Source organism: Poseidonibacter lekithochrous, from assembly GCF_013283835.1.
Taxonomy (GTDB): Bacteria; Campylobacterota; Campylobacteria; order Campylobacterales; family Arcobacteraceae; genus Poseidonibacter; species Poseidonibacter lekithochrous.
The window spans coordinates 3504444-3527606 of sequence record NZ_CP054052.1 but is presented as its reverse complement, the minus strand read 5'-3'; the positions used below and the strand labels follow the sequence as shown (position 1 = coordinate 3527606).

Sequence of the window (23163 nt, the reverse complement as noted above, 5' to 3'; positions counted from 1 at the left end):
TATATATTTCGGGTAATAATTGTCCTATTTAAATTTACTTTATAGAAGTTTTACATAAAATAAGAGTATAAACATTGATAAGTATCAATAATAAGAGAGAATAATTATGGAAACACTAGGAATAGAAGACTTTTTTTTCTTTTCTACTTTAGAAGAAGAAGAGTTAATAAGACTAAAAGAAATATCAGTTAAAAAACATTATAACAAAGATGAAATACTTTTTTTTAGAGGTGAAGAGCCTAAATATCTACACTTATTAGTAAAAGGTGTTGTAAAGTTATATACGCATGACCATAAAGATAATGAAGTTATTATTCATAATCTAATGGCACCATCATTAATAGCGGAAATTGCAAACTATGAAGAAATGGGATTCCCTGCAAACTGTGCTTTTGAAACAAATGCTGAAGTATTACTAATAGATTATGAAAAATTTAAAGCAGAGTTTTTATTAAAGCCAGAAATTGCGATGTTCTTTATTAAATCTTTAACTAGAAAAATTAAAGCATTAGAGAGTTTTATTTCATATAATATAAGCTCAAATAGTATAGAAAAAATTGCTAAGTTCTTGAAAGATAATGAAGCATTATTAAAAAATCTAAAACAAGTTAAAATTGCACAAATCTTAAATATTACTCCTGAGACTTTCTCAAGAAAAATATCAAAAATGAAAAAAGATGGTGTTATTCAAAATGACAAAGGTCATATTAAAATACTTGACTATGATAAGTTAAATGAGCTTATCCATAATTAAAAAAGAGTTAGTCCTCTTTTTTAATTGCTTTTTTTATCTGATTTAAAAACCCATATATATTTCTTTTATGAATTCTATCCACTTGCATAAATATAAATGCTACAACTACTACATTTAAATGAATTAATGCCTCTTGAAAACTAAATGTTAATATTAATACCCCTGCAATAAGTATAAGTATTGGTTGTGAGATCTTTACATTTGCTTCTGTTTTCGCAACTTTTTCGCTGTATTCTCTTTCATTAGATTTAATGAATTCGATATCTTCACTTGTTAATTGATCTTCTTCTTGTAAACTAGCTAAACCTTTAATTACATCAAGATGTTTCTTGTAGGCTAAATATCTATATAACATTGTAAAGATTATTGCAATTGATGCAACATTTGATATTAATTCTATTGGCATATACTTTCCTCTTCCTATGTGCTTTTCTGTGAAATATATTATACAAAAGTTAACTTATTTCTCAACCTTATAAAAAAGACTAAGTTTTATTAGGAATAAGATATAATAAATAAAATTATTAAAAGGAATAAAATGAGAAAATTAGTCTTATTGTTAATGCTGTGTGTTTCATTTATGTTTGGAGCAATTAATTTGCAAACTGCTTCAAAAGAGGAATTAATGTCTATTAAGGGAATTGGTCCTAAAAAAGCCGATCAGATTATGAAGTATAGAAAAACTAATAAAATTAATTCTGCTGATGATTTAAAATCAATCAAGGGTTTTGGTCCAGGTGTTATTGGTAATATCAAGAAAAATAAAACTGTTTCAAAATCAAAGAAAAAACAGAAGATGCAAAAATCAAAAGTTGAAGAAAAAAGAAAAGCTAAAATTGATAAGGTAAAAAAATCTAACTTATCTAAAGAAGAAAAAAAAGCTAGAAAACAGAAAATCAATAAGAAAATGAAAGAGAAAAAAGCTAAAAAACAAGCAAAAAATTAATCTTAGTGGGGCTTTCCCTACTAAGTACTTATATGTTAAAATCTTTTATAAATATATATAAAAGGTTTCTTTTGAAAATATCAGTTAATAGTCCATGTCCTTGTGGCTCATCAAAAAAATTAAAAAAATGTTGTAAACTTTTTCATAATGGCCTTAATGCTTCAAATGCTCTAGAACTAATGAAGTCTAGATATAGTGCATATGTAGTAGGGGATAGTAAATATATTATGAAAACGACTCATGAAGAGAACCCTGATTATACAGACGATAAAGATTCTTGGTCTGAGTCTATAAAAGAGTTTTCTAAAAATAGTGAATTTAATGGTTTAGTTATTTTAGAATTTATTGATGGGGAGAATGAAGCCTATGTTACTTTTAAAGCTTTAATAACTCAACATGGAAATGATGTATCTTTTGTAGAAAAAAGTAAATTCTTCAAAATTAATGGATTATGGCTTTATCATAGTGGAGTTATTGACTAATGAAACTACTAATAGAAAACTTATTTAAAGGTAAAGAAGGTAATATATTTTTACTAGCTCTTTTAATGATTTTTTTATTAGTAATACTTATAATTTTTTGTTATCAAATTGATTCAAGTCTAGCAAATAAGATAACAGCTATGGTATTATCTAATGTTTTTATAGGAAGAGTCCCTGCTTTATCTTTAGGTTATGCTTCTGAACTTTCACATTTTATTATTATTTCTACCAATATTTACACTGAAATCATATTAGTTATGATCATCTATCCGCTTTTTGTGTTGAGTTTCAAAGGTATAGTAAAAGTAAAAGCTTTAGAGAGTTTTTTTGAAGAAGTAAAACAGAAGAAAAATGAGCATAAAGCATCTTTTGAGAAATATGGTAAATTTGCACTTTTTGTATTTGTGTTAATTCCTTTTTGGATGACAGGTCCAATTGTAGGTTCAATTATCGGATACTTAATTGGAATGAGACACTATAATATAATCTTTATCGTTTTTATTTCTACAGTATTTTCAATTTCACTTTGGGCAATTTTTTTACAAGAAATTATGGATTTAATACTGGGTTTAGATAGTCAGTTTATGTGGATAATACTTTTCTTAATATTTTTCCTATTATTGCTCTTTAGATTTAAGAAAGTAATTTTGGCTAAAATTCGAAATATTTTTAAAAAAGGTTGAAAATGAAAATTTTATTAGCACCAGCAGAAACAAAAAACCAAGGTGGGAATCAATCAGTTTATTCAAAAGAGAACTTTTTTTTAGAAGAACTATTTGATAAAAGAGATGAAATCTTTGAAAAATATGAAAGTTTATTAGAAAGTTCTTCAATAGAAGAATTGTCAAAATGGTTTGGATTAAAAAAGCTAGATGAAGTACAAAGATATAAAGAAAGTCTAAAAAATAAGAAAACAATGAAAGCTATCAAGCGATACAATGGTGTTGCTTTTGATGCAATTGAATACAATAATTTAGATGATAATGCCCAAAAATATATTGATGATAATGTTGTATTATTCTCTAATCTTTTTGGTCCTATTAAAGCAGATGATTTAATTCCAGATTATAAATATAAACAAGGTGCTAAACTTCCTCAAACTGCTGTAGAGAAGTTCTATCAAGAGAATTTCACAGAAGCTCTAAATGATTATTTAGGGGATGAAATCATTGATTTAAGAGCAGGGCATTATGAAAAATTTTATAAAATAAAAAATGCTAATGTATTAACATTTAAGTTTATAAAAGACGGTAAAGTTATTAGTCATTGGGCTAAACATTATAGAGGTGCTTTACTAAAACATTTAGCTATAAATAATATTAACTCAATAGCCGAATTTATGGATAAGAATCTTGAGGGATTAACTCTAGTTGAAATACAAGAGAAGAAAAATATTAAGTTATTAATTATGGAGATAGAATAATTCAAAAATATTTAAGATTATTCATTTTTTATTCATTTTTTTTAAATATTATTTTATTATAAATTTAAGAACCTAGGATTATAATGAATAAGATAAAGATACTTTATGTTGATTCTCAAAAGGACTATGCCCAGGAACTTCTTGGCTATCTTTTAGAGAAAGAGTATGATGTAAAATATATAAATTCATTAAAAGATGCATTAATAGAGAACTCATTCCACAAGCCTGATTTGATAATAACTGATATAAATTTAATAGATGGCAGTGGATTAGAGTTAATTAAAAAGATAAAAAACACTAATCCTGATATAAAAACATTTATTTTAACTAAGGATGTTGAGCAAGAAACTTTACTTGAAACTATTCCTTTAAAAGTTGACAGTTTTTTATTTAAAACTGAAACCTTTGATAATATTAATATCTCTATTCAAAAATTAAAAATAAGAGTTCAAATCCCAGAAGAAGAGAGCAACTTATTATATGATTTAGGACATAACTTTTTATATGAGAAAAACTCTTTTCATATTATAAAAAATGAGAATCTAATACCTTTAACTGCACAAGAAAATTCATTAATTGAAGAGCTTATAAAGTCAAAAGGTGAGTGTGTATCATATTGTACTTTACAAAACTCAATTGGCAGAGATAATGAAGCTACAATTGATACTTTAAGAACAGTAATTAGAAAAATTAGAAAAAAAACTTATAGTGGAATTGTTGAAAATCAAAGTGGTATTGGATACCGTATTTGTAGCCACTCTCCCATAGATACAAGTTTAGATTTTAAAATTAGTAATCTTACGGATATAAATCTAAAAATACTAATCATAAAAGCTAATAGTAAAAAAAGTGAACTTCTAGCATATCAGCTAAATAAATTTGGTTTTATTTGTGAGTATGTTAATACAATGGAACAAGCTAAAGAAGTCCTTCTTTCTGATAAATTTGATTATATTATCTCAGATCTAAACCTTCCGGATGGGGAGTGTATAGATTTAATTAGAGAATTAGAAGATTTGAGTTTAGTTAAGATGATAATCTTATCTACAAGTAAAGATATTCATTACAAAGATTACTTATATTTTAAAGGAATTTTGGATTATGTAATTGATGTAAATGATGTAAGACATTTATCACAAACTTTATATAAAACAATACTAAAAGTTGAAGAAAATACTAAATTCAATAATGTTTTAGTAATTGAACAATCAAAAAGAATTTGTGAGCAAATAAAAGATCTTTTATTGCCTAGAAATTACAATGTTGATATTTTAAATGAATTAACTCAAGCCTACGATTTAATAAAAACAAAAACTTATAGTTTAGTGATTTTAGATTTAGAGTATGAAAGTAGTTTTGAATTTTTAATTGATGTAAAAAGTGGAATTGATAAGACCTTACCTTTTATGGTTTTAGCAGAAGGAAATAGAAATGGTCCTTCCGTAAGACAGATTTATAAAAGTGGCGCTTCAGAGTGTTTGAGAAAACCTATATATGCAGAAGAATTTATATTAAAAGTGGATCAATTAATTGATCATTCGAAATTAATTTATGAACTTATGGAACAAAAAGTTTTAATTGAGTCTTATAAAATAATAGTTGACCAATCTGCAATCATTTCTAAAACAAATAAGAATGGAATTATTACTTATGTTAATGAGATGTTTTGTACTGTTTCTGGTTATGATAAAGAGGAATTAATAGGAAAACCACATAGTGTCATAAGACATCCTGATTCCCCAGCAGAGTTATTTGAACAAATGTGGCATACCATTAAAAAAGAGAAAAAGATATGGTGTGGTGTTATAAAAAACAAAACAAAATTAGGTAGTGATTATATTGTACAAACTTCTATAATGCCTCTAAAAGATAGTAATGGTAATGTTTTTGAATACATAGCCTTACGTAATGATATAACCTCTGTATTTAAGAAATAAGTTATGAGTCGTTTTAGAGTCTTATCTAGTACATTAATTATATTTAGTTTTATATTTTTTGTTTTTATTATAAATTCATATTTTGATAAAAAAAGAGAACAAAAATACTTTTATTCTTTAATGAATAAAAAAATAGATTTTATGTATAACACAGTAGTTAAAAACTCTTTTGAAGAACAACTTTTCAAAAGAGCAAATGCTATTCTTTCATTTGAAAATGAAAAGAAAATCAAGGCATTACTTTCTGAAGATAAAAGTACCCTAATAGACCTCTTTTCAAAAGATTATCTTTTTTTAATTGATAACCTCAAAGGTTTTAAATCTATTGAACTTTACAATAAAGATGGGAGTTCTTTAATTTCCTTTTCTAAAACATCAAAAATCAAACATGAATCAATAAGTAAAAGTATTTATAATAAAGGTTTCTTTCAGTTAGAAGATAAACAATTAGTTTATTCATATATAAAAGAAATATATCAAGATTTAGAAAGAATAGCCTATATCAAACTCTCAATAAATCCTGTACTTTTACAAAATAGAATTTCAAATTTATTTGATACAAGAGGTTATGTTTTTATTAAAAATGACCCTAAAAAAGAAACCTTAACAATGAGTAATTATACTTTTTGTAACTACTGTAACTTTGATAATAAATCTTTAGAAGAGAGTATTATGAAGTTAGATTTACGTAATACTGATATTGAATTTGATTTCCAAGATAAAACATATTTAATCATTAATAAAACGATTTTTGATCAGAGCATGAAAAAAATAGGGGAGTTTATATTTTTAAGTGATATAAGCAACTACAAGAAACGATTCCTTTTATTCATGATAAACAGCATCTTTTTGTTTATTATCTCTTCTTTAGCTATTTATATTGTTTTAAATGGCTATTTCAAAAAAATATTTAAAAAACTTAATAGAGCTAGGTTTTTGCTTGATAATACAAATGATGCGGTTTATGTTATTAGATTAAGTGATGGTGTTGTTTTAGATGTTAATAAAAAAGCTTGTGAAACTTTAGCTTATTCAAGAATAGAGTTTCTAAATAAAAAAATATTAGATTTTAAAAAACCTTTTAATAATGGAATCTCTTTAACTTGGGATGAAGAAGTTAGAAAATTAAAAGAAGAGAAGTATTTAAGTATTAGATCAATATATATTTCAAAAGATGGAAAAGAAATCCCTGTTGATGCAAATCTAAGTTATGTTCAAAGTAATAACGAAGAGTTTATGATAGCAGTTGCTCGAGATATTACAGAGCAATTAGCAATGGAAAATAAGATTAATAAAAAAGCATATCAATTACAAAGATCACAAGATGTAATTAGTAAATCAGTTTTATATACTACTTCTGATTTACAAGGAAGAGTAACTTCTGTATCTAAAGCCTTTGAAAAATTAACAGGATATAAAGAAGATGAATTAATAGGTAAAAACCATAGTATATTTAAAACTCCTGATATGACAAAAGAGTTTTATGAGCAGATGTGGCGAATATTAGATAATAATGAGCAGTTTGTAGGTGAAATTAAAAACTATGCAAAAAATAAAAAAGTTTATTGGGTAAAACTTACTATTGATCCTTTATTTAATAAAGAGGGTGAAAAAGTAGGATATAGCTCTTATCAAGAAAATATCACTGATAAAAAAGAGTTGGAATATTTATCTTCTCATGATTCTCTAACGGGAATTAAGAATAGAGGAGAGTTCAAAAAAGAACTCAGAGTAAAAATAAAAAGTAATAAAAGATATCATCAAAAATTTGGTCTTATTATGATTGATATTGATTATTTTAAATCTATTAATGATACTTATGGGCATAAAATTGGTGATGATGTTTTAGTAAGTATTGCTTCTTGTGTAAAAAATAGTTTAAGAGAAGATGATTTCTTCGCTAGATGGGGTGGGGAAGAGTTTGTAATTATTGCTAGTTTTGCAAAAATAGAAGATTTAGAAGGACTTGTTTGTAAACTTCAAGCAGCTATAAAAGAGTTAGATTTATTACCTGTTCCTTATCTTACTGCTTCTTATGGACTTACTTTATTTACTGAGGATGATGATGAAGAGAGTATTCAAAAAAGAGCAGATGATGCTTTATATAAAGCAAAAAGAAATGGAAGAAATAGATACGAAATTAAGTTATAAAATAATTTTAGTATTATTTTGAGACTTTCTTGGGTTATAATTTATCAAAGGGGATAAATATGACACAAGTAGAATTCTTAAATAAACTAAATATACTTTATGCTGAAGATGACGATGTTCTAAGAGAACAAACAGTTTCTTTTTTGGAAAGACTAGTAAAAAAAGTTTATATTGCCAAAAATGGTCAAGAAGCAATGGATCTTTATACCGAAGCAATAGATCAAAATATACGTATTGATGTAATTATTAGTGATATTAATATGCCTAAAGTTGATGGTATAAAATTTTTGGAATTTATAAGAGAAAAAGATGAAGAGATACCTTTTATTTTTACTACAGCTTTCTCAGAAGAATCATACTTATTAAGTGCTATTAAATTAAATGTTACTGATTATGTTCTAAAACCTCTTGATATTGAGGATTTATTAGGAAAAGTAAATAAAGTATGTCATGCTTACCATCAATTAGATACTATCAAAAAACAAAAAAAAGAGTTAGAGAGATACCTAAGTGCTATTGATAATGTGGCGATTGTATCAAAAACAAATACAAAAGGGAAAATAGTTTTTGCAAATGATATCTTTTGTGATATTGCCCAATATACAAGAGAAGAGTTATATGGTAAAGCCCATAATATGGTGAGACATCCTGATATGCCTAAGGCTGCTTTTAAAGAGTTATGGACAACAATTCAAAGTGGTGAGACATGGCAAGGTAAGGTAAAAAACCAAGCAAAAGATGGAAGTGCTTATTATGTAAATGCAACTATTATTCCAATCTTTGATGATTTTGGTGAAGATATTATTGAATTTGTAGGAATTAGATTTTTAACTACAGATGATGAATTAGAAAAAAGAGAATTTAAAAAAAGAGTTATTCAAAATATTCAAGATACAAAAAGAAAAGAGATAGACAATTTAAAACAAATAAAAGACCTTGAAAGTAAACTTGTAAATCATTCAAGTCATAAGAATGAACTTCTTGATCTTCGAGATAAAACAGTAAGTTTAAGTTCTCAAATTAACTATTATGAAGATGAAATGAAAGATATAAGAGATAAAAATATTCATATTACAAACTCTGCAAATGAAAAAGTAAAAAAAGCTTCTGTATTAGCTGTACAGCTAAAGAAAGAGAATGATATTTATGAAAAAGAAAATACTTCCCTTAAAGAAGAACTTGATATTAGAATTACAAAAATTTTAGAGTTAGAAAAACGATTAGAAGAAAAAAATAAACATATTCATAATCTAAAAGATGTGATAGATTTTAAAGAAAAAGAGTTATCAAATATTAGTGTTTAATCACTTTTTATAAAGTGCAGTGAAATAAATGAAACTAAAGCAAAAGCTGCACTAAATACAAATAAGAACTCTCCATAAACCCATCCTGCAATTAAAGCTCCAATAAATCCACCTAAACCATAAGCTACTCCATACATAAACTGTTGGGCTAGCTTTTTGTTTTCATATAAAGAGTATAAATACATAATTACAGCACTATGATATAGTCCAAATGAAAAGGCATGAATTCCTTGACTAATAAAAGTAATAGTTAATGAATCAGGATATGCATATAACATTAACCATCTAACAATAGTAATAGCTAAACAAAATTTTATGATTAGTAATAAATTGTTTTTAAGTAGTGGACCTTGAAAATAAAGCATAAGTATTTCACATATAACTCCAAAAGACCAAAGGTATGAGGTCATTTCAAGTGAAATTCCATGTTCAGTTTCATAAATAGTAAAGAAGTTATAAAAACCTCCAAAACTCATTTGCATAAAAAATAGACTTAACCAAAATGGCCAGTATTTCATAAATGAAAAACTCTCTTTTATTTCTGGTTCTTTTTTTATTTCATCATTTCTACTCATTAGAAGTAATGCGAATATAACCATTAAAACATTAACACTCAAGTAGTAATGTAAAGCAATTTTAGGTTCTGTCAAAAACTTAGCTAAAACCAAAGATATAAGCATAAAACCAATAGATCCAAAAAGCCTAGATTTACCGTATTTTTCTTTTCCTAACTCTTTTATGGCAGTTACTTCTAAATAGGGAAGTATTAGGGATAAACATACCCCTAATAAGGCATTATTTATCATAAAAGTATAGAAGTTATCAATTGTAATATAAAACAGTGATGAAGAGAATATTGATAAAAATAGAGCGGTTTTAAATACAGTTTGATCAAGCTTTATATGTTTTAAAAATAAAAAAGGTGTTAAGAATCTCATAAGAGGTGCAAGGGCAAAAATAATACCAATATCAAAGGCTGTATAACCTATATCATGTAGTACTTTTGGCATAAATATAACATATACTCCAACAGCAGCAAAATAGAAAAAATAAAATGCTGATAGATTAAAAAAGAGCATTTATTCGTTAATGATTATTGTGTTTGAAATTATATCTTGGAAAGTTTTTTTATCTTTGTTGAAAAAAGGTAGAAACATTAAAAAGATTGATACCATTGCAAATAATGTAGCAATATATCGAATAACCGCTTGGGTAAATGAAATTCTATCTTTTGAAAGGGCATTTACAATTTTAACACCGTAGGCTTTCATTCCTGGTGTTTGAAATTTAACATACCAAAAGAATATGATGATAAATGCACTAATACTTAATATTAATGACCATCCCATAGTTCTATTTTCAGCAAACTCAGTACCTCCACCTAAAATTAAATACATAATAATATAAGTAATAGGAGTAGTGATTAAAAATGAGTCTGTTAAAAAGGATTTAAGTCGCTTAGGAAGAGATGCACAAGGAGATTGTACTTCTTGTGTTTCCATAGAGTTAACTTTATTATTAACTTTTTTTTGTTTTACATCTCTCCACTTAGCCATTAGTTTCCTCTACTACCTGGTTTGTATGCGATATCTTTAAAATCACACTCATCAGGAGTATACATTTTAAATGTAAAGTCTGCTAATGCAAATAATGGTTTATTAAGTGGTAATTTACAATTATCTTGTGCTTCTAAGTCAGAACCTACTCTTGAGCAGAATCCTCTGTTTGCTAATGCAGCATAAGCTACGATGTTTCCACCATCAGCTTCAACTTGTTTAGCAGCTTCAAGTGCAGAACCACCAGTTGTGATAATATCTTCACAAATAATGTAATTTTCACCTTCTTGAACTTCAAAACCTCTTCTGATTGTCATTTCGCCTTCAACTCTTTCAGCAAAAATAAATCTTACATCTAAAGCAGTTGCTAAAGCAAATCCAGCAATTAATCCACCAAGAGCAGGTGAACAAACAGCATCAACTTTAATTCCAGATTCTTTAATTTGTTCAGCTAAAGCTTCTGCTAATAATTTAGCAGTTTTAGGATCTTCTAAAACTTTTGCAGATTGTAAATAAAAATTCGAATAGTTACCTGAGCTTAATTTGAAATGTCCTTCTAATAGGGCATTTGCATCTCTATAAATTTGTTCTACGTTCATCATTATACCGTTAAAATTTCTTGTTCTTTTGTTTTAAAAGTGCTATCAGCTTTTGCTACATAAGAATCTGTAATTTTTTGAATTTCGTCTTGAGCTTTTTTGCTCTCATCATCACTAATTTCTTTATCTTTGTGTAAAACTTTGATTTTATCATTAGCAGATTTTCTGATATTTCTGATTGCAACTTTTGCATTATCAGTCATAACTTTAGCACCTTTAGCACTCTCTTTTCTTTGATCAACTGTCATTGGAGGGAAGAATAATTTAATTACTTCACCATCGTTATTTGGATTAACACCAATGTTAGCATTTTGAATAGCTTTTTCAATATCACCTAAAAGATTTTTTTCCCATGGGTTAATAACAATAGTTGTAGCATCAGCAGCTAAAACAGAACCAACTTGATTTAAATCAGTAGGTGTTCCATAATAATCAATTTTAACACCATCTAAAACAGTAGTTGTAACTTTCCCCGTTCTTAGTGTTTTATAATCTCTTTTTAAAGCCTCAATAGACTTTTCCATATGATCTTTTGTTTCAGCGTTAATCTCTTCTAACATTTATACTCCTTTATTTTATTAATAATTTACTTGAAATGGTATAGTAGTCTGGACTAATAGCAACTCTACTTCTTGAGAGTTTTAGCCTCTTATTTAAAATGACGTCTATTATACCATCTTTAACTTTTATATCCTGCCATCCATAGGTAGAAAGATATAGTTTGATATTCTTTATATTTGGGTCAACTTTTACTTTAACTCTTTTTAAAATACCATCAGCAGGATAAGCCTTTGGCTCAATCCATTGTGCTTCTAATGTTTTATATTTTAGTTTCTGTTTTAAGTTAACTTTTCCAACTAATGCAACCCTATTTAAATCAAATACATCACTATTGTGATTTACACTTCCAGAACTTTGATTTGCTATATAATCAAAACCAAAACTTTTAATTTGAGTTTTAACCCTTTGATCATATTCTCCATACGGATAAACATAACCTTTTGGTTTAAATCCCAGTTTATTTACAAAAATATCATATGATTTTTTTGTATCATTTATAATTTGTTCATTACTAAGATGAGTTAAGTGATGGTGTCCATAAGAGTGCAAAGAAATTTCTCCATATTTAGAGGCTTCTTTAATCTCTTTCCATGTCATAAAATCACTATACTTTTTTTCTGTAGCTTCGACATAAATAAATAAAGTAAAAGGATAATTGAATTTTTTAAATAAAGGTAATCCGTTTGTATAAAAGCTTTTATAAGAATCATCAATATTAAAAGCTACCCAATTATCTGGAACTTTTTCTTTATTTTTAACTTTATTGACTATATCAGACATAGGGACAACTTTGTATCCCTTATCTTTAAAGTAATTAAACTCTTTTTCTAATTCTTTTAATGTAGTATTTGTACTTTGATGTCTATCATCCCCAAATCTATGGTACACAAATACGTGAGCATCTGCAAAGAGATAGAAATAAGATACACAAAGAAGTAAGAAATATTTCATATTTCTTTTATCTTTGTTTACTTAGTTGTTGGAATTAATGGTGCAGAACCTGGCGCAGCAGGTGCAGCTTGTTCACTTTTAGTTACAGGAGTTGAAGGGATTAATGTATCTGTTTTTACACTATCAATCGCACTTTCATTTCTTTGTTCGTTATACATGTAACCTAAAACAACAGTGTTGATAATAAAAATTAATCCTAAACCCATTGTAGCTTTTGTTAGGAAGTTACCAGGTCCCTTAGCTCCAAATAATGATTCGTTACTTCCGCTGTAAGCTCCAAGTCCAATACTTGAACTCTTTTGAAGTAAGATTACTATTGTTAATAAAATTGCTAAAACAAACTGTACTATTAGCAGTGTAGATGTCATAATCTATTTCCTTTTTGAAAAATGGTGTATATTTTATCTAAAACTTATTAATAAAAAGTTAAAATGATATTTATGTCAGTAAAAAATCAATTTTCAAAGTACGCTAAGCAGTACAAAAATCATAATATCATACAACAAATTGTCGCAAAATCATTAGTTCGAGAACTAAAAGATCAACCTAAAAGAATACTAGAATTAGGTTGTGGTTCAGGACAAGTATTTAATCATATTGATTGGAATATCGAATATTATAAAGCAATTGATTTCTCATCTTCAATGTGTGAGCTTCATCCAAAGGCTGAGAATATAGAAGTAAAGTGTTATGACTTTGATACACAAGCTTTTTTAGATGAAATAAAAGATAACAATTATGATGTAGTTTTATCATCATCTGCACTTCAATGGTCAAAAGACTTATCGAAAATTGTAAAACATTTATCATATATAACAAATGAAATTAATGCAGTCTTATTTACATCTAATACATTTAGAACAATTCAGGAAATATCAGATAGAAAGTCTCCAATTCTAGATGAAGATTCAATTAAAGAAGCATTTTCAAAACATTTTGAATGTGAATTTGAAACTATTCAATATAAATTAGAATTTGATAATAAAAAAGATTTATTTGATTATATAAAAAAATCAGGGGTAAGTGGTGGTTCTGCCACATTAGATTTTAAAATGGCAAAAAAACTTTTTAAAGAGTATAAATTAAACTATTTAGAATTTGAAGTAATTTTTGTTAAAACAGTCTCTAAAGTATAAAGTTCATATCTTATATATTTAAAGTTTTCACTATCTTCAATAGATGATAGTTTAGTAAACTCTTCTAAAACTCGTGAGCTTTCTTGAGCTCTTTTAAAATTAGCTATTAATATAGAGAATAAATCATCTCTGTTTTGTTCACTTTTAATTGAAGACCTAAGAACGTCATTTGCAACATCTCTTGTTTCTAATAATTCAGTGTAATTTTCAAGTCTAGCTAAATGTCTAAGAGTTTTTAATTTAATAGCAGTATCTTTATCATTATATATGTATCTAAAGATATCTTCAACTACTCGAATTCCTTCACGTAGTCTATTTAAGTTTGCGTCGATTAATCGTAGGTTATTTGAATTCATATTATATGTATAGTAGTAACTAACTCCAAGAGGAGTTAGTCTTAGTCATCACTACTATTCATGATTCCTAAAATTTGTAATAAAGATACAAATAAATTGAAGAAATCTAAGTATAAAGATAACGCTGCATCAATAGGAGAATCATATCCACCTCTGATAATTTGTTGCGTATCATAAAGTATAAATGCAGAGAATAATAAAGCTCCCGCACTTGCAATTACTAATTGAAACATTGAAGATTGAATAAAGATATTTGAAATACCACCAACAATCATAATGATTAATGCAATGAATAAGAATTTCCCCATGTTTGAGAAATCTCTTTTAGTTGTCATTGCGAACATTGAAATACCACCAAATGCAACAGAAGTCATTAAAAATGCTTGACCTACAATTGATGCACCAGCAGGCATTGCGAAAATTGCTGCTAATAATGGAGCAATAGTTAAACCTGAAATAAATGTGAATCCAAATAATACAGCTAAGTTAACACCTGGAATATGTTTAGTTCTTGGAATAACGAAGAAAATTAATGCTAATTCAATACCAAATAATATCCACTTCATTGGTCCCATTAAATATGAAACAATTTCTAATCCAATATAAGCACCAGCAGTCGCAGCTAATAATGAACCAGCAAACAATTGGTATGTAGCTTTTAAGAAACTCATTAATTCAGCTTTAGATGACTCCTGTGTATATTGAGATGATTCGTTCGAAAGATAATCTCTATTATACATATGTATATCCTTTATTATTTTTTTATTGTGTAATTTTAATATGTTACTCTTAATAACATCTTTAATCTTTTACAATGTCTAATACATTATATGTATATAATAGAGAAAAAAAGTAAACGAAATATTAATATGAATTTAGAGTTACCTTTAGAAATAGCCTTTTCAAGGTTAAAAGCAAGTGTTTAATAGGGAATAAATCAATACTTTATTGAATTTATAAATTTAAGCCAGAGACAAGAAAACTCCCTTGACAAAGGGGATTAATTTGTCTATAATTCCCGTCCAATTTCAGAGGAACGACACAAAGTTCTGAAGAGATATGATCTTTAAAAACAGATGGTTTAAAAAGAAGTAATCTTTATAAACCGAATATAGAATAAACAATAAAACAAAACAAGAACAAGTTTCTTGTCTATTTAAGCTTTTTACATTAAGTAAAAACATTTGAGTGATAATTTTGTAATTAATACAAAAATTGTCAGTTTCAAACATTCATTTATGGAGAGTTTGATCCTGGCTCAGAGTGAACGCTGGCGGCGTGCTTAACACATGCAAGTCGAACGAGAACGGGTTATAGTTTACTATAACTGTCAGCTAAGTGGCGCACGGGTGAGTAATATATAGGTAACGTGCCCTAGAGAGGGGGATAACATTTGGAAACGAATGCTAATACCCCATATGCCTTTAAGTCTTAAGACTGCAAGGGAAATATTTATAGCTCTAGGATCGGCCTGTACGGTATCAGTTTGTTGGTGAGGTAATGGCTCACCAAGACTATGACGCCTAACTGGTTTGAGAGGATGATCAGTCACACTGGAACTGAGACACGGTCCAGACTCCTACGGGAGGCAGCAGTGGGGAATATTGCACAATGGACGAAAGTCTGATGCAGCAACGCCGCGTGGAGGATGACACATTTCGGTGCGTAAACTCCTTTTATATAGGAAGATAATGACGGTACTATATGAATAAGCACCGGCTAACTCCGTGCCAGCAGCCGCGGTAATACGGAGGGTGCAAGCGTTACTCGGAATCACTGGGCGTAAAGAGCGTGTAGGCGGGTTTGTAAGTTTGAAGTGAAATCCAATGGCTCAACCATTGAACTGCTTTGAAAACTGCTTACCTAGAATATGGGAGAGGTAGATGGAATTTCTGGTGTAGGGGTAAAATCCGTAGAGATCAGAAGGAATACCGATTGCGAAGGCGATCTACTGGAACATTATTGACGCTGAGACGCGAAAGCGTGGGGAGCAAACAGGATTAGATACCCTGGTAGTCCACGCCCTAAACGATGTACACTAGTTGTTGTGAGGCTAGACCTTGCAGTAATGCAGTTAACACATTAAGTGTACCGCCTGGGGAGTACGGTCGCAAGATTAAAACTCAAAGGAATAGACGGGGACCCGCACAAGCGGTGGAGCATGTGGTTTAATTCGACGATACGCGAAGAACCTTACCTGGACTTGACATAGAAAGAATAACGCAGAGATGTGATAGTGCTAGCTTGCTAGAACTTTCATACAGGTGCTGCACGGCTGTCGTCAGCTCGTGTCGTGAGATGTTGGGTTAAGTCCCGCAACGAGCGCAACCCTCGTCGTTAGTTGCTAACAGTTCGGCTGAGAACTCTAACGAGACTGCCTGGGTAACCAGGAGGAAGGTGAGGACGACGTCAAGTCATCATGGCCCTTACGTCCAGGGCTACACACGTGCTACAATGGGGCATACAAAGAGCAGCGATACCGCGAGGTGGAGCAAATCTCAAAAATGCCTCCCAGTTCGGATAGTAGTCTGCAACTCGACTACTTGAAGTTGGAATCGCTAGTAATCGTAGATCAGCAATGCTACGGTGAATACGTTCCCGGGTCTTGTACTCACCGCCCGTCACACCATGGGAGTTGAACTCATTCGAAGCGGGGATGCTAAAGTAGCTACCCTCCACAGTGGATTCAGCGACTGGGGTGAAGTCGTAACAAGGTAACCGTAGGAGAACCTGCGGTTGGATCACCTCCTTTCAGAGAAAGAGTTTAGATTCGTTTCTAAACTCAAAACTAAAAAGGTTTATTGAACCTTTTCTATATTCGGTTTATAAAGATTATATAAGCCGTAAGTTTGAAACTAAATATAAGTTTTACAAAGAGTAAGATTTATATTTGGTTTTATAATCAAAATGATATTTAAAAACATAATGTTAAAGTCTTTAATTTTTTCGTTAATAAAATCTTTCGTATGAAGAATTTATTAAAAATAAAAAATTTTATATCTAAAAAAACTTATTTAAATGAAAGTTTAAATAAAAAGTATAGATAGACACAACTAACTTATTAAATGTAAATTTAATAAGATAGTAGCCAAGGAATAATTATTCAAAAAAGCGGTTGATACTTGTATCAACTAAATTATAATAAGCTATTAAGGGCTAATGGTGGATGCCTAGACTGTAAGAGGCGATGAAGGACGTACTAGACTGCGATAAGTCTTGGGGAGCTGTCAAGAAGCTTTGATCCAGGAATTTCCGAATGGGACAACCCAGCATATGGAGACATATGTTACTCGAAAGAGAGCTAACCCGGTGAAGTGAAACATCTCAGTAACCGGAGGAAGAGAAATCAAATGAGATTCCCATAGTAGCGGCGAGCGAACTGGGATTAGGACAAACCCTATGCTTGCATAGGGGGTTGTAGGACCAAGATGTGAGATCAAAGAAGATAGATGAAATAGTTGGAAAGCTATAGTATAAAGGGTGATACTCCCGTAATCGAAATCTTCAATGACTCTATTGGTATCCTGAGTAGGACGGAACACGTGATATTTTGTCTGAATCTGGGGGGACCACCCTCCAATCCTAAATACTACTTACAGATCGATAGTGAACAAGTACCGTGAGGGAAAGGTGAAAAGTACTCCAGCGAGGAGAGTGAAATAGAACCTGAAACCATTAGCTTACAATCATTCGGAGCCCTATGTTTTTAACAGGGTGACGGACTGCCTTTTGCATAATGAGCCTGCGAGTTGTGGTGTCTGGCAAGGTTAAGCCAAGTGCGAAGCCGTAGCGAAAGCGAGTCTTAATAGGGCGACTTAGTCAGATGCTGCAGACCCGAAACGAAGTGATCTATCCATGAGCAGGTTGAAGCTGGTGTAAGAGCCAGTGGAGGACCGAACCGGTGTGCGTTGAAAAGTGCTCGGATGACTTGTGGATAGGGGTGAAAGGCCAATCAAACTTCGTGATAGCTGGTTCTCTCCGAAATATATTTAGGTATAGCCTTGCGTAGTAGCATATAGGGGTAGAGCACTGAATGGGCTAGGGCTGCTTACCGCGGTACCAAACCCTATCAAACTATGAATACTATATGTGTAATCGCAGGAGTCAGGCGTAGGGTGATAAAATCCTATGTCGAGAGGGGAACAACCCAGACTAACAGCTAAGGTCCCTAAGTCACATCTAAGTGGAAAACGATGTGGAGTTACTGTGACAACCAGGAGGTTGGCTTAGAAGCAGCCATCCTTTAAAGAAAGCGTAACAGCTCACTGGTCTAGTGATTCTGCGCGGAAAATATAACGGGGCTAAGATGTGCACCGAAGCTTTAGACTTGGATTTATCCAAGTGGTAGGAGAGCGTTCTATTCAGCGTTGAAGATGTACCGGTAAGGAGCGTTGGAGCGGATAGAAGTGAGCATGCAGGCATGAGTAGCGATAATTGAGGTGAGAATCCTCAACGCCGAAAACCCAAGGTTTCCTACGCGATGCTCGTCATCGTAGGGTTAGTCGGGACCTAAGTCGAGTCCGAAAGGGGTAGACGATGGCAAATTGATTAATATTTCAATACCAACAAATAAGCGCGATGTGGGGACGCATAGAGTTAATCGAGCTCACTGATGGAATAGTGGGTCGAAGGACGTAGGTCGTATCTTAGGCAAATCCGGGATACACGAGACCGAGATCTTACAGGCTCTTGACACTCTTCGGAGAAGATAGAGAATCGATGATACTGTCGTGCCAAGAAAAGCCACTAAGTATATTATTTGTTGCCCGTACCGTAAACCGACACAGGTGGGTGGGATGAGTATTCTAAGGCGCGTGGAAGAACCCTGGTTAAGGAACTCTGCAAACTAGCACCGTATCTTCGGTATAAGGTGTGCCTACTTTGGTATAGAGATTTACTCTCAAAAGCTAAAGAGGTTGCAACAAAGAGTCCCTCCCGACTGTTTACCAAAAACACAGCACTTTGCTAACACGTAAGTGGATGTATAAGGTGTGACGCCTGCCCGGTGCTCGAAGGTTAATTGATGATGTCAGCGTAAGCGAAGCATTTGATCGAAGCCCGAGTAAACGGCGGCCGTAACTATAACGGTCCTAAGGTAGCGAAATTCCTTGTCGGTTAAATACCGACCTGCATGAATGGCGTAACGAGATGGGAGCTGTCTCAACCAGGGATCCAGTGAAATTGTAGTGGAGGTGAAAATTCCTCCTACCCGCGGAAAGACGGAAAGACCCCGTGCACCTTTACTACAGCTTGACACTGTAGCTTGGATATTCTTGTGCAGGATAGGTGGGAGGCTTTGATTCATAGACGCCAGTTTATGATGAGCCATCCTTGAGATACCACCCTTGAATATTTGAGTTACTAACTTGGTACGGTTATCCCGTATGAGGACAATGTCTGGTGGGTAGTTTGACTGGGGCGGTCGCCTCCTAAAAAGTAACGGAGGCTTACAAAGGTTAGTTCATGGCGGATGGAAATCGCCAGTTGAGTATAATGGCATAAACTAGCTTGACTGTGAGACATACAAGTCGAACAGAGACGAAAGTCGGTCATAGTGATCCGGTGGTTCTGTGTGGAAGGGCCATCGCTCAAAGGATAAAAGGTACGCCGGGGATAACAGGCTGATCTCCCCCAAGAGCTCACATCGACGGGGAGGTTTGGCACCTCGATGTCGGCTCATCGCATCCTGGGGCTGGAGCAGGTCCCAAGGGTATGGCTGTTCGCCATTTAAAGCGGTACGCGAGCTGGGTTCAGAACGTCGTGAGACAGTTCGGTCCCTATCTTCCGTGGGCGTAGGAAAGTTGAAGAGATTTGTCCCTAGTACGAGAGGACCGGGATGAACGTACCACTAGTGTACCAATTGTTCTGCCAAGAGCATCGTTGGGTAGCTACGTACGGATGAGATAAGCGCTGAAAGCATCTAAGCACGAAGCCAACTCTAAGATGAACTTTCCCTGAAGATCCCAGCAAGACTAGCTGGTTGATAGGCTAGATGTGTAAGCGTTGTAAGACGTTTAGCTGACTAGTACTAATAGATCGTTTGGCTTATTTTTATAACTTGGTTTACTATCTTATTAAGTGTATACTTAATAATTAAGTGTCAACAAAGACGTTAGAAATAACGCAAAGACTTTAACATTACTTTTTATAACTCACTTAATGTGAGTAATGAATATATTTTTTATAATATGTTGATTACTCATATTGCTGGTGGTAATAGAGAAGTGGCAATACCCAGTCCCATTCCGAACCTGGAAGTCAAGCACTTCATCGCTGATAATACTGCAGGGTCCCCTTGTGGAAACGTAGGCCGCTGCCAGCTCTTGAGTTTTTCAAAGCTTAGTTCAAAACATTTAGGTGTTTTTAACTAAGCTTTTTTTTTAGCCCTTTTTTTATGATTTAATCATATTCTTTTACTTATTAATAGAAAATCCTAATTTAGTTAATGCTTCTTTCCCATCTATTTAAGAAATCTCCTCTTTTATACATCTTTGCTCCTATATCAAATTTATATTTTTACTATTACTAATCTTTATATTTCTATCAATAATTCCTTTATTCTTATTGCTCTATGTACGTATACTTTCCATTTTAATTCAATATATTTACATTAATAATACAAATTTCAAAATTTGTAAAAGAAATTAGTAAGATTTTTACAATGAAAATGAGATAAAAAATATAAAATCATAAATAAATGAAAATAAAAGGTACTAAATTAGAGCAAAAATGAAGAAAATAAGTGAATAAGTAAATAAAAAGAAAAAAAGAAACACAAAGAATAAAAGAAAAAATAGAGAATAACAATATAAATATAGTAAAAAGACCATAAATTAATAACAATAAGTATAATTATTAACAAATTGAAATATTTAAGCCAGAGACAAGAAAACTCCCTTGACAAAGGGGATTAATTTGTCTATAATTCCCGTCCAATTTCAGAGGAACGACACAAAGTTCTGAAGAGATATGATCTTTAAAAACAGATGGTTTAAAAAGAAGTAATCTTTATAAACCGAATATAGAATAAACAATAAAACAAAACAAGAACAAGTTTCTTGTCTATTTAAGCTTTTTACATTAAGTAAAAACATTTGAGTGATAATTTTGTAATTAATACAAAAATTGTCAGTTTCAAACATTCATTTATGGAGAGTTTGATCCTGGCTCAGAGTGAACGCTGGCGGCGTGCTTAACACATGCAAGTCGAACGAGAACGGGTTATAGTTTACTATAACTGTCAGCTAAGTGGCGCACGGGTGAGTAATATATAGGTAACGTGCCCTAGAGAGGGGGATAACATTTGGAAACGAATGCTAATACCCCATATGCCTTTAAGTCTTAAGACTGCAAGGGAAATATTTATAGCTCTAGGATCGGCCTGTACGGTATCAGTTTGTTGGTGAGGTAATGGCTCACCAAGACTATGACGCCTAACTGGTTTGAGAGGATGATCAGTCACACTGGAACTGAGACACGGTCCAGACTCCTACGGGAGGCAGCAGTGGGGAATATTGCACAATGGACGAAAGTCTGATGCAGCAACGCCGCGTGGAGGATGACACATTTCGGTGCGTAAACTCCTTTTATATAGGAAGATAATGACGGTACTATATGAATAAGCACCGGCTAACTCCGTGCCAGCAGCCGCGGTAATACGGAGGGTGCAAGCGTTACTCGGAATCACTGGGCGTAAAGAGCGTGTAGGCGGGTTTGTAAGTTTGAAGTGAAATCCAATGGCTCAACCATTGAACTGCTTTGAAAACTGCTTACCTAGAATATGGGAGAGGTAGATGGAATTTCTGGTGTAGGGGTAAAATCCGTAGAGATCAGAAGGAATACCGATTGCGAAGGCGATCTACTGGAACATTATTGACGCTGAGACGCGAAAGCGTGGGGAGCAAACAGGATTAGATACCCTGGTAGTCCACGCCCTAAACGATGTACACTAGTTGTTGTGAGGCTAGACCTTGCAGTAATGCAGTTAACACATTAAGTGTACCGCCTGGGGAGTACGGTCGCAAGATTAAAACTCAAAGGAATAGACGGGGACCCGCACAAGCGGTGGAGCATGTGGTTTAATTCGACGATACGCGAAGAACCTTACCTGGACTTGACATAGAAAGAATAACGCAGAGATGTGATAGTGCTAGCTTGCTAGAACTTTCATACAGGTGCTGCACGGCTGTCGTCAGCTCGTGTCGTGAGATGTTGGGTTAAGTCCCGCAACGAGCGCAACCCTCGTCGTTAGTTGCTAACAGTTCGGCTGAGAACTCTAACGAGACTGCCTGGGTAACCAGGAGGAAGGTGAGGACGACGTCAAGTCATCATGGCCCTTACGTCCAGGGCTACACACGTGCTACAATGGGGCATACAAAGAGCAGCGATACCGCGAGGTGGAGCAAATCTCAAAAATGCCTCCCAGTTCGGATAGTAGTCTGCAACTCGACTACTTGAAGTTGGAATCGCTAGTAATCGTAGATCAGCAATGCTACGGTGAATACGTTCCCGGGTCTTGTACTCACCGCCCGTCACACCATGGGAGTTGAACTCATTCGAAGCGGGGATGCTAAAGTAGCTACCCTCCACAGTGGATTCAGCGACTGGGGTGAAGTCGTAACAAGGTAACCGTAGGAGAACCTGCGGTTGGATCACCTCCTTTCAGAGAAAGAGTTTAGATTCGTTTCTAAACTCAAACTAAAAAGGTTTATTGAACCTTTTCTATATTCGGTTTATAAAGATTATATAAGCCGTAAGTTTGAAACTAAATATAAGTTTTACAAAGAGTAAGATTTATATTTGGTTTTATAATCAAAATGATATTTAAAAACATAATGTTAAAGTCTTTAATTTTTTCGTTAATAAAATCTTTCGTATGAAGAATTTATTAAAAATAAAAAATTTTATATCTAAAAAAACTTATTTAAATGAAAGTTTAAATAAAAAGTATAGATAGACACAACTAACTTATTAAATGTAAATTTAATAAGATAGTAGCCAAGGAATA

General features: G+C 32.0%; 18 protein-coding genes and 4 rRNA genes. 13 read left to right on the top strand and 9 right to left on the bottom strand.

Annotated features, from left to right (window positions below; translation table 11 throughout):
- Positions 1-106: 106 nt before the first annotated feature.
- On the top strand, positions 107-754 hold the full coding sequence (locus tag ALEK_RS16950) for a Crp/Fnr family transcriptional regulator (protein WP_071626500.1): 648 nt from the start codon (positions 107-109) through the stop codon (positions 752-754).
- Positions 755-761: 7 nt separating this feature from the next.
- On the opposite strand, the gene ALEK_RS16945 is transcribed toward ALEK_RS16950, so the two are convergent.
- Positions 762-1160 carry a hypothetical protein gene (locus ALEK_RS16945; protein ID WP_071626499.1) on the bottom strand — a complete coding sequence of 133 codons (399 nt, stop codon included), beginning with the start codon at positions 1158-1160 and terminating at the stop codon, positions 762-764.
- Between the two features lie 132 nt (positions 1161-1292).
- Here ALEK_RS16945 and ALEK_RS16940 point away from each other — a divergent pair, with 132 nt between their 5' ends.
- The 7 genes from ALEK_RS16940 (at position 1293) to ALEK_RS16910 (ending at position 8997) form a co-directional block, all read left to right on the top strand.
- Positions 1293-1700, top strand: coding sequence for a ComEA family DNA-binding protein (locus tag ALEK_RS16940; protein ID WP_071626498.1), 408 nt, complete (start codon positions 1293-1295; stop codon positions 1698-1700).
- 71 nt (positions 1701-1771) lie between these two features.
- Positions 1772-2182, top strand: coding sequence for a YchJ family protein (locus tag ALEK_RS16935; RefSeq protein ID WP_071626497.1), 411 nt, complete (start codon positions 1772-1774; stop codon positions 2180-2182).
- Complete coding sequence (locus ALEK_RS16930) at positions 2182-2865, top strand: small multi-drug export protein (protein ID WP_071626496.1); 684 nt, start codon at positions 2182-2184, stop codon at positions 2863-2865. The genes ALEK_RS16935 and ALEK_RS16930 overlap by 1 nt, the downstream gene beginning before the upstream one ends.
- A 2-nt stretch (positions 2866-2867) precedes the next feature.
- Positions 2868-3605: a YaaA family protein gene (locus tag ALEK_RS16925; RefSeq protein ID WP_071626495.1), complete on the top strand. Its 738-nt coding sequence runs from the start codon at positions 2868-2870 to the stop codon at positions 3603-3605.
- Positions 3606-3688: 83 nt separating this feature from the next.
- Positions 3689-5542, top strand: a complete 1854-nt coding sequence (locus tag ALEK_RS16920) for a response regulator (protein ID WP_071626494.1) — start codon at positions 3689-3691, stop codon at positions 5540-5542.
- Positions 5543-5683: 141 nt separating this feature from the next.
- Positions 5684-7693 carry a sensor domain-containing diguanylate cyclase gene (locus ALEK_RS16915; RefSeq protein ID WP_228289358.1) on the top strand — a complete coding sequence of 670 codons (2010 nt, stop codon included), beginning with the start codon at positions 5684-5686 and terminating at the stop codon, positions 7691-7693.
- 59 nt (positions 7694-7752) lie between these two features.
- Positions 7753-8997 carry a response regulator gene (locus tag ALEK_RS16910; RefSeq protein WP_071626492.1) on the top strand — a complete coding sequence of 415 codons (1245 nt, stop codon included), beginning with the start codon at positions 7753-7755 and terminating at the stop codon, positions 8995-8997.
- Here ALEK_RS16910 and ALEK_RS16905 read toward each other — a convergent pair.
- From ALEK_RS16905 to secG, 6 genes are read right to left on the bottom strand one after another with little or no spacing between them, the layout of a single operon-like run.
- A complete protein-coding gene (locus ALEK_RS16905) occupies positions 8994-10076 on the bottom strand; it encodes an MFS transporter (protein WP_071626491.1) in 1083 nt (360 codons plus the stop codon). The two genes, ALEK_RS16910 and ALEK_RS16905, sit on opposite strands and share 4 nt — an antisense overlap.
- Positions 10077-10553: an RDD family protein gene (locus ALEK_RS16900; protein WP_071626490.1), complete on the bottom strand. Its 477-nt coding sequence runs from the start codon at positions 10551-10553 to the stop codon at positions 10077-10079. It lies immediately after the preceding gene.
- Entirely contained in the window at positions 10553-11152 is a 600-nt protein-coding gene (pyrE, locus tag ALEK_RS16895) for an orotate phosphoribosyltransferase (RefSeq protein ID WP_071626489.1), read from the bottom strand. Before pyrE ends, ALEK_RS16900 begins: the two co-directional genes overlap by 1 nt.
- 2 nt (positions 11153-11154) lie before the next feature.
- Positions 11155-11712 (bottom strand): ribosome recycling factor, encoded by a 558-nt coding sequence (gene frr, locus ALEK_RS16890; protein WP_071626488.1) that lies wholly within the window; start codon positions 11710-11712, stop codon positions 11155-11157.
- Positions 11713-11722: 10 nt separating this feature from the next.
- Positions 11723-12664 carry a polysaccharide deacetylase family protein gene (locus tag ALEK_RS16885; RefSeq protein WP_071626487.1) on the bottom strand — a complete coding sequence of 314 codons (942 nt, stop codon included), beginning with the start codon at positions 12662-12664 and terminating at the stop codon, positions 11723-11725.
- 17 nt (positions 12665-12681) lie between these two features.
- Positions 12682-13032, bottom strand: a complete 351-nt coding sequence (gene secG / locus ALEK_RS16880) for a preprotein translocase subunit SecG (protein ID WP_071626486.1) — start codon at positions 13030-13032, stop codon at positions 12682-12684.
- A 72-nt stretch (positions 13033-13104) separates the two neighbouring features.
- Between secG and ALEK_RS16875 the strand changes: the two genes are divergently transcribed.
- A complete protein-coding gene (locus ALEK_RS16875; protein ID WP_071626485.1) occupies positions 13105-13800 on the top strand; it encodes a methyltransferase domain-containing protein in 696 nt (231 codons plus the stop codon).
- Here ALEK_RS16875 and ALEK_RS16870 read toward each other — a convergent pair.
- A complete protein-coding gene (locus tag ALEK_RS16870) occupies positions 13752-14156 on the bottom strand; it encodes a thiamine-phosphate pyrophosphorylase (protein WP_071626484.1) in 405 nt (134 codons plus the stop codon). The two genes, ALEK_RS16875 and ALEK_RS16870, sit on opposite strands and share 49 nt — an antisense overlap.
- A 41-nt stretch (positions 14157-14197) precedes the next feature.
- A complete protein-coding gene (locus ALEK_RS16865) occupies positions 14198-14896 on the bottom strand; it encodes a Bax inhibitor-1/YccA family protein (RefSeq protein WP_071626483.1) in 699 nt (232 codons plus the stop codon).
- 495 nt (positions 14897-15391) lie between these two features.
- On the opposite strand from ALEK_RS16865, the gene ALEK_RS16860 reads away from it, so the two are divergent.
- The 4 genes from ALEK_RS16860 (at position 15392) to ALEK_RS16845 (ending at position 22818) form a co-directional block, all read left to right on the top strand.
- Positions 15392-16908 (top strand): 16S ribosomal RNA (locus tag ALEK_RS16860).
- A 387-nt stretch (positions 16909-17295) separates the two neighbouring features.
- Positions 17296-20209, top strand: a 23S ribosomal RNA gene (locus ALEK_RS16855).
- A 153-nt stretch (positions 20210-20362) separates the two neighbouring features.
- A 5S ribosomal RNA gene (gene rrf, locus ALEK_RS16850) occupies positions 20363-20478 on the top strand.
- Positions 20479-21301: 823 nt separating this feature from the next.
- Positions 21302-22818, top strand: a 16S ribosomal RNA gene (locus ALEK_RS16845).
- The 16S, 23S and 5S rRNA genes sit together here, the layout of an rRNA operon.
- The last annotated feature ends 345 nt before the right edge of the window (positions 22819-23163 follow it).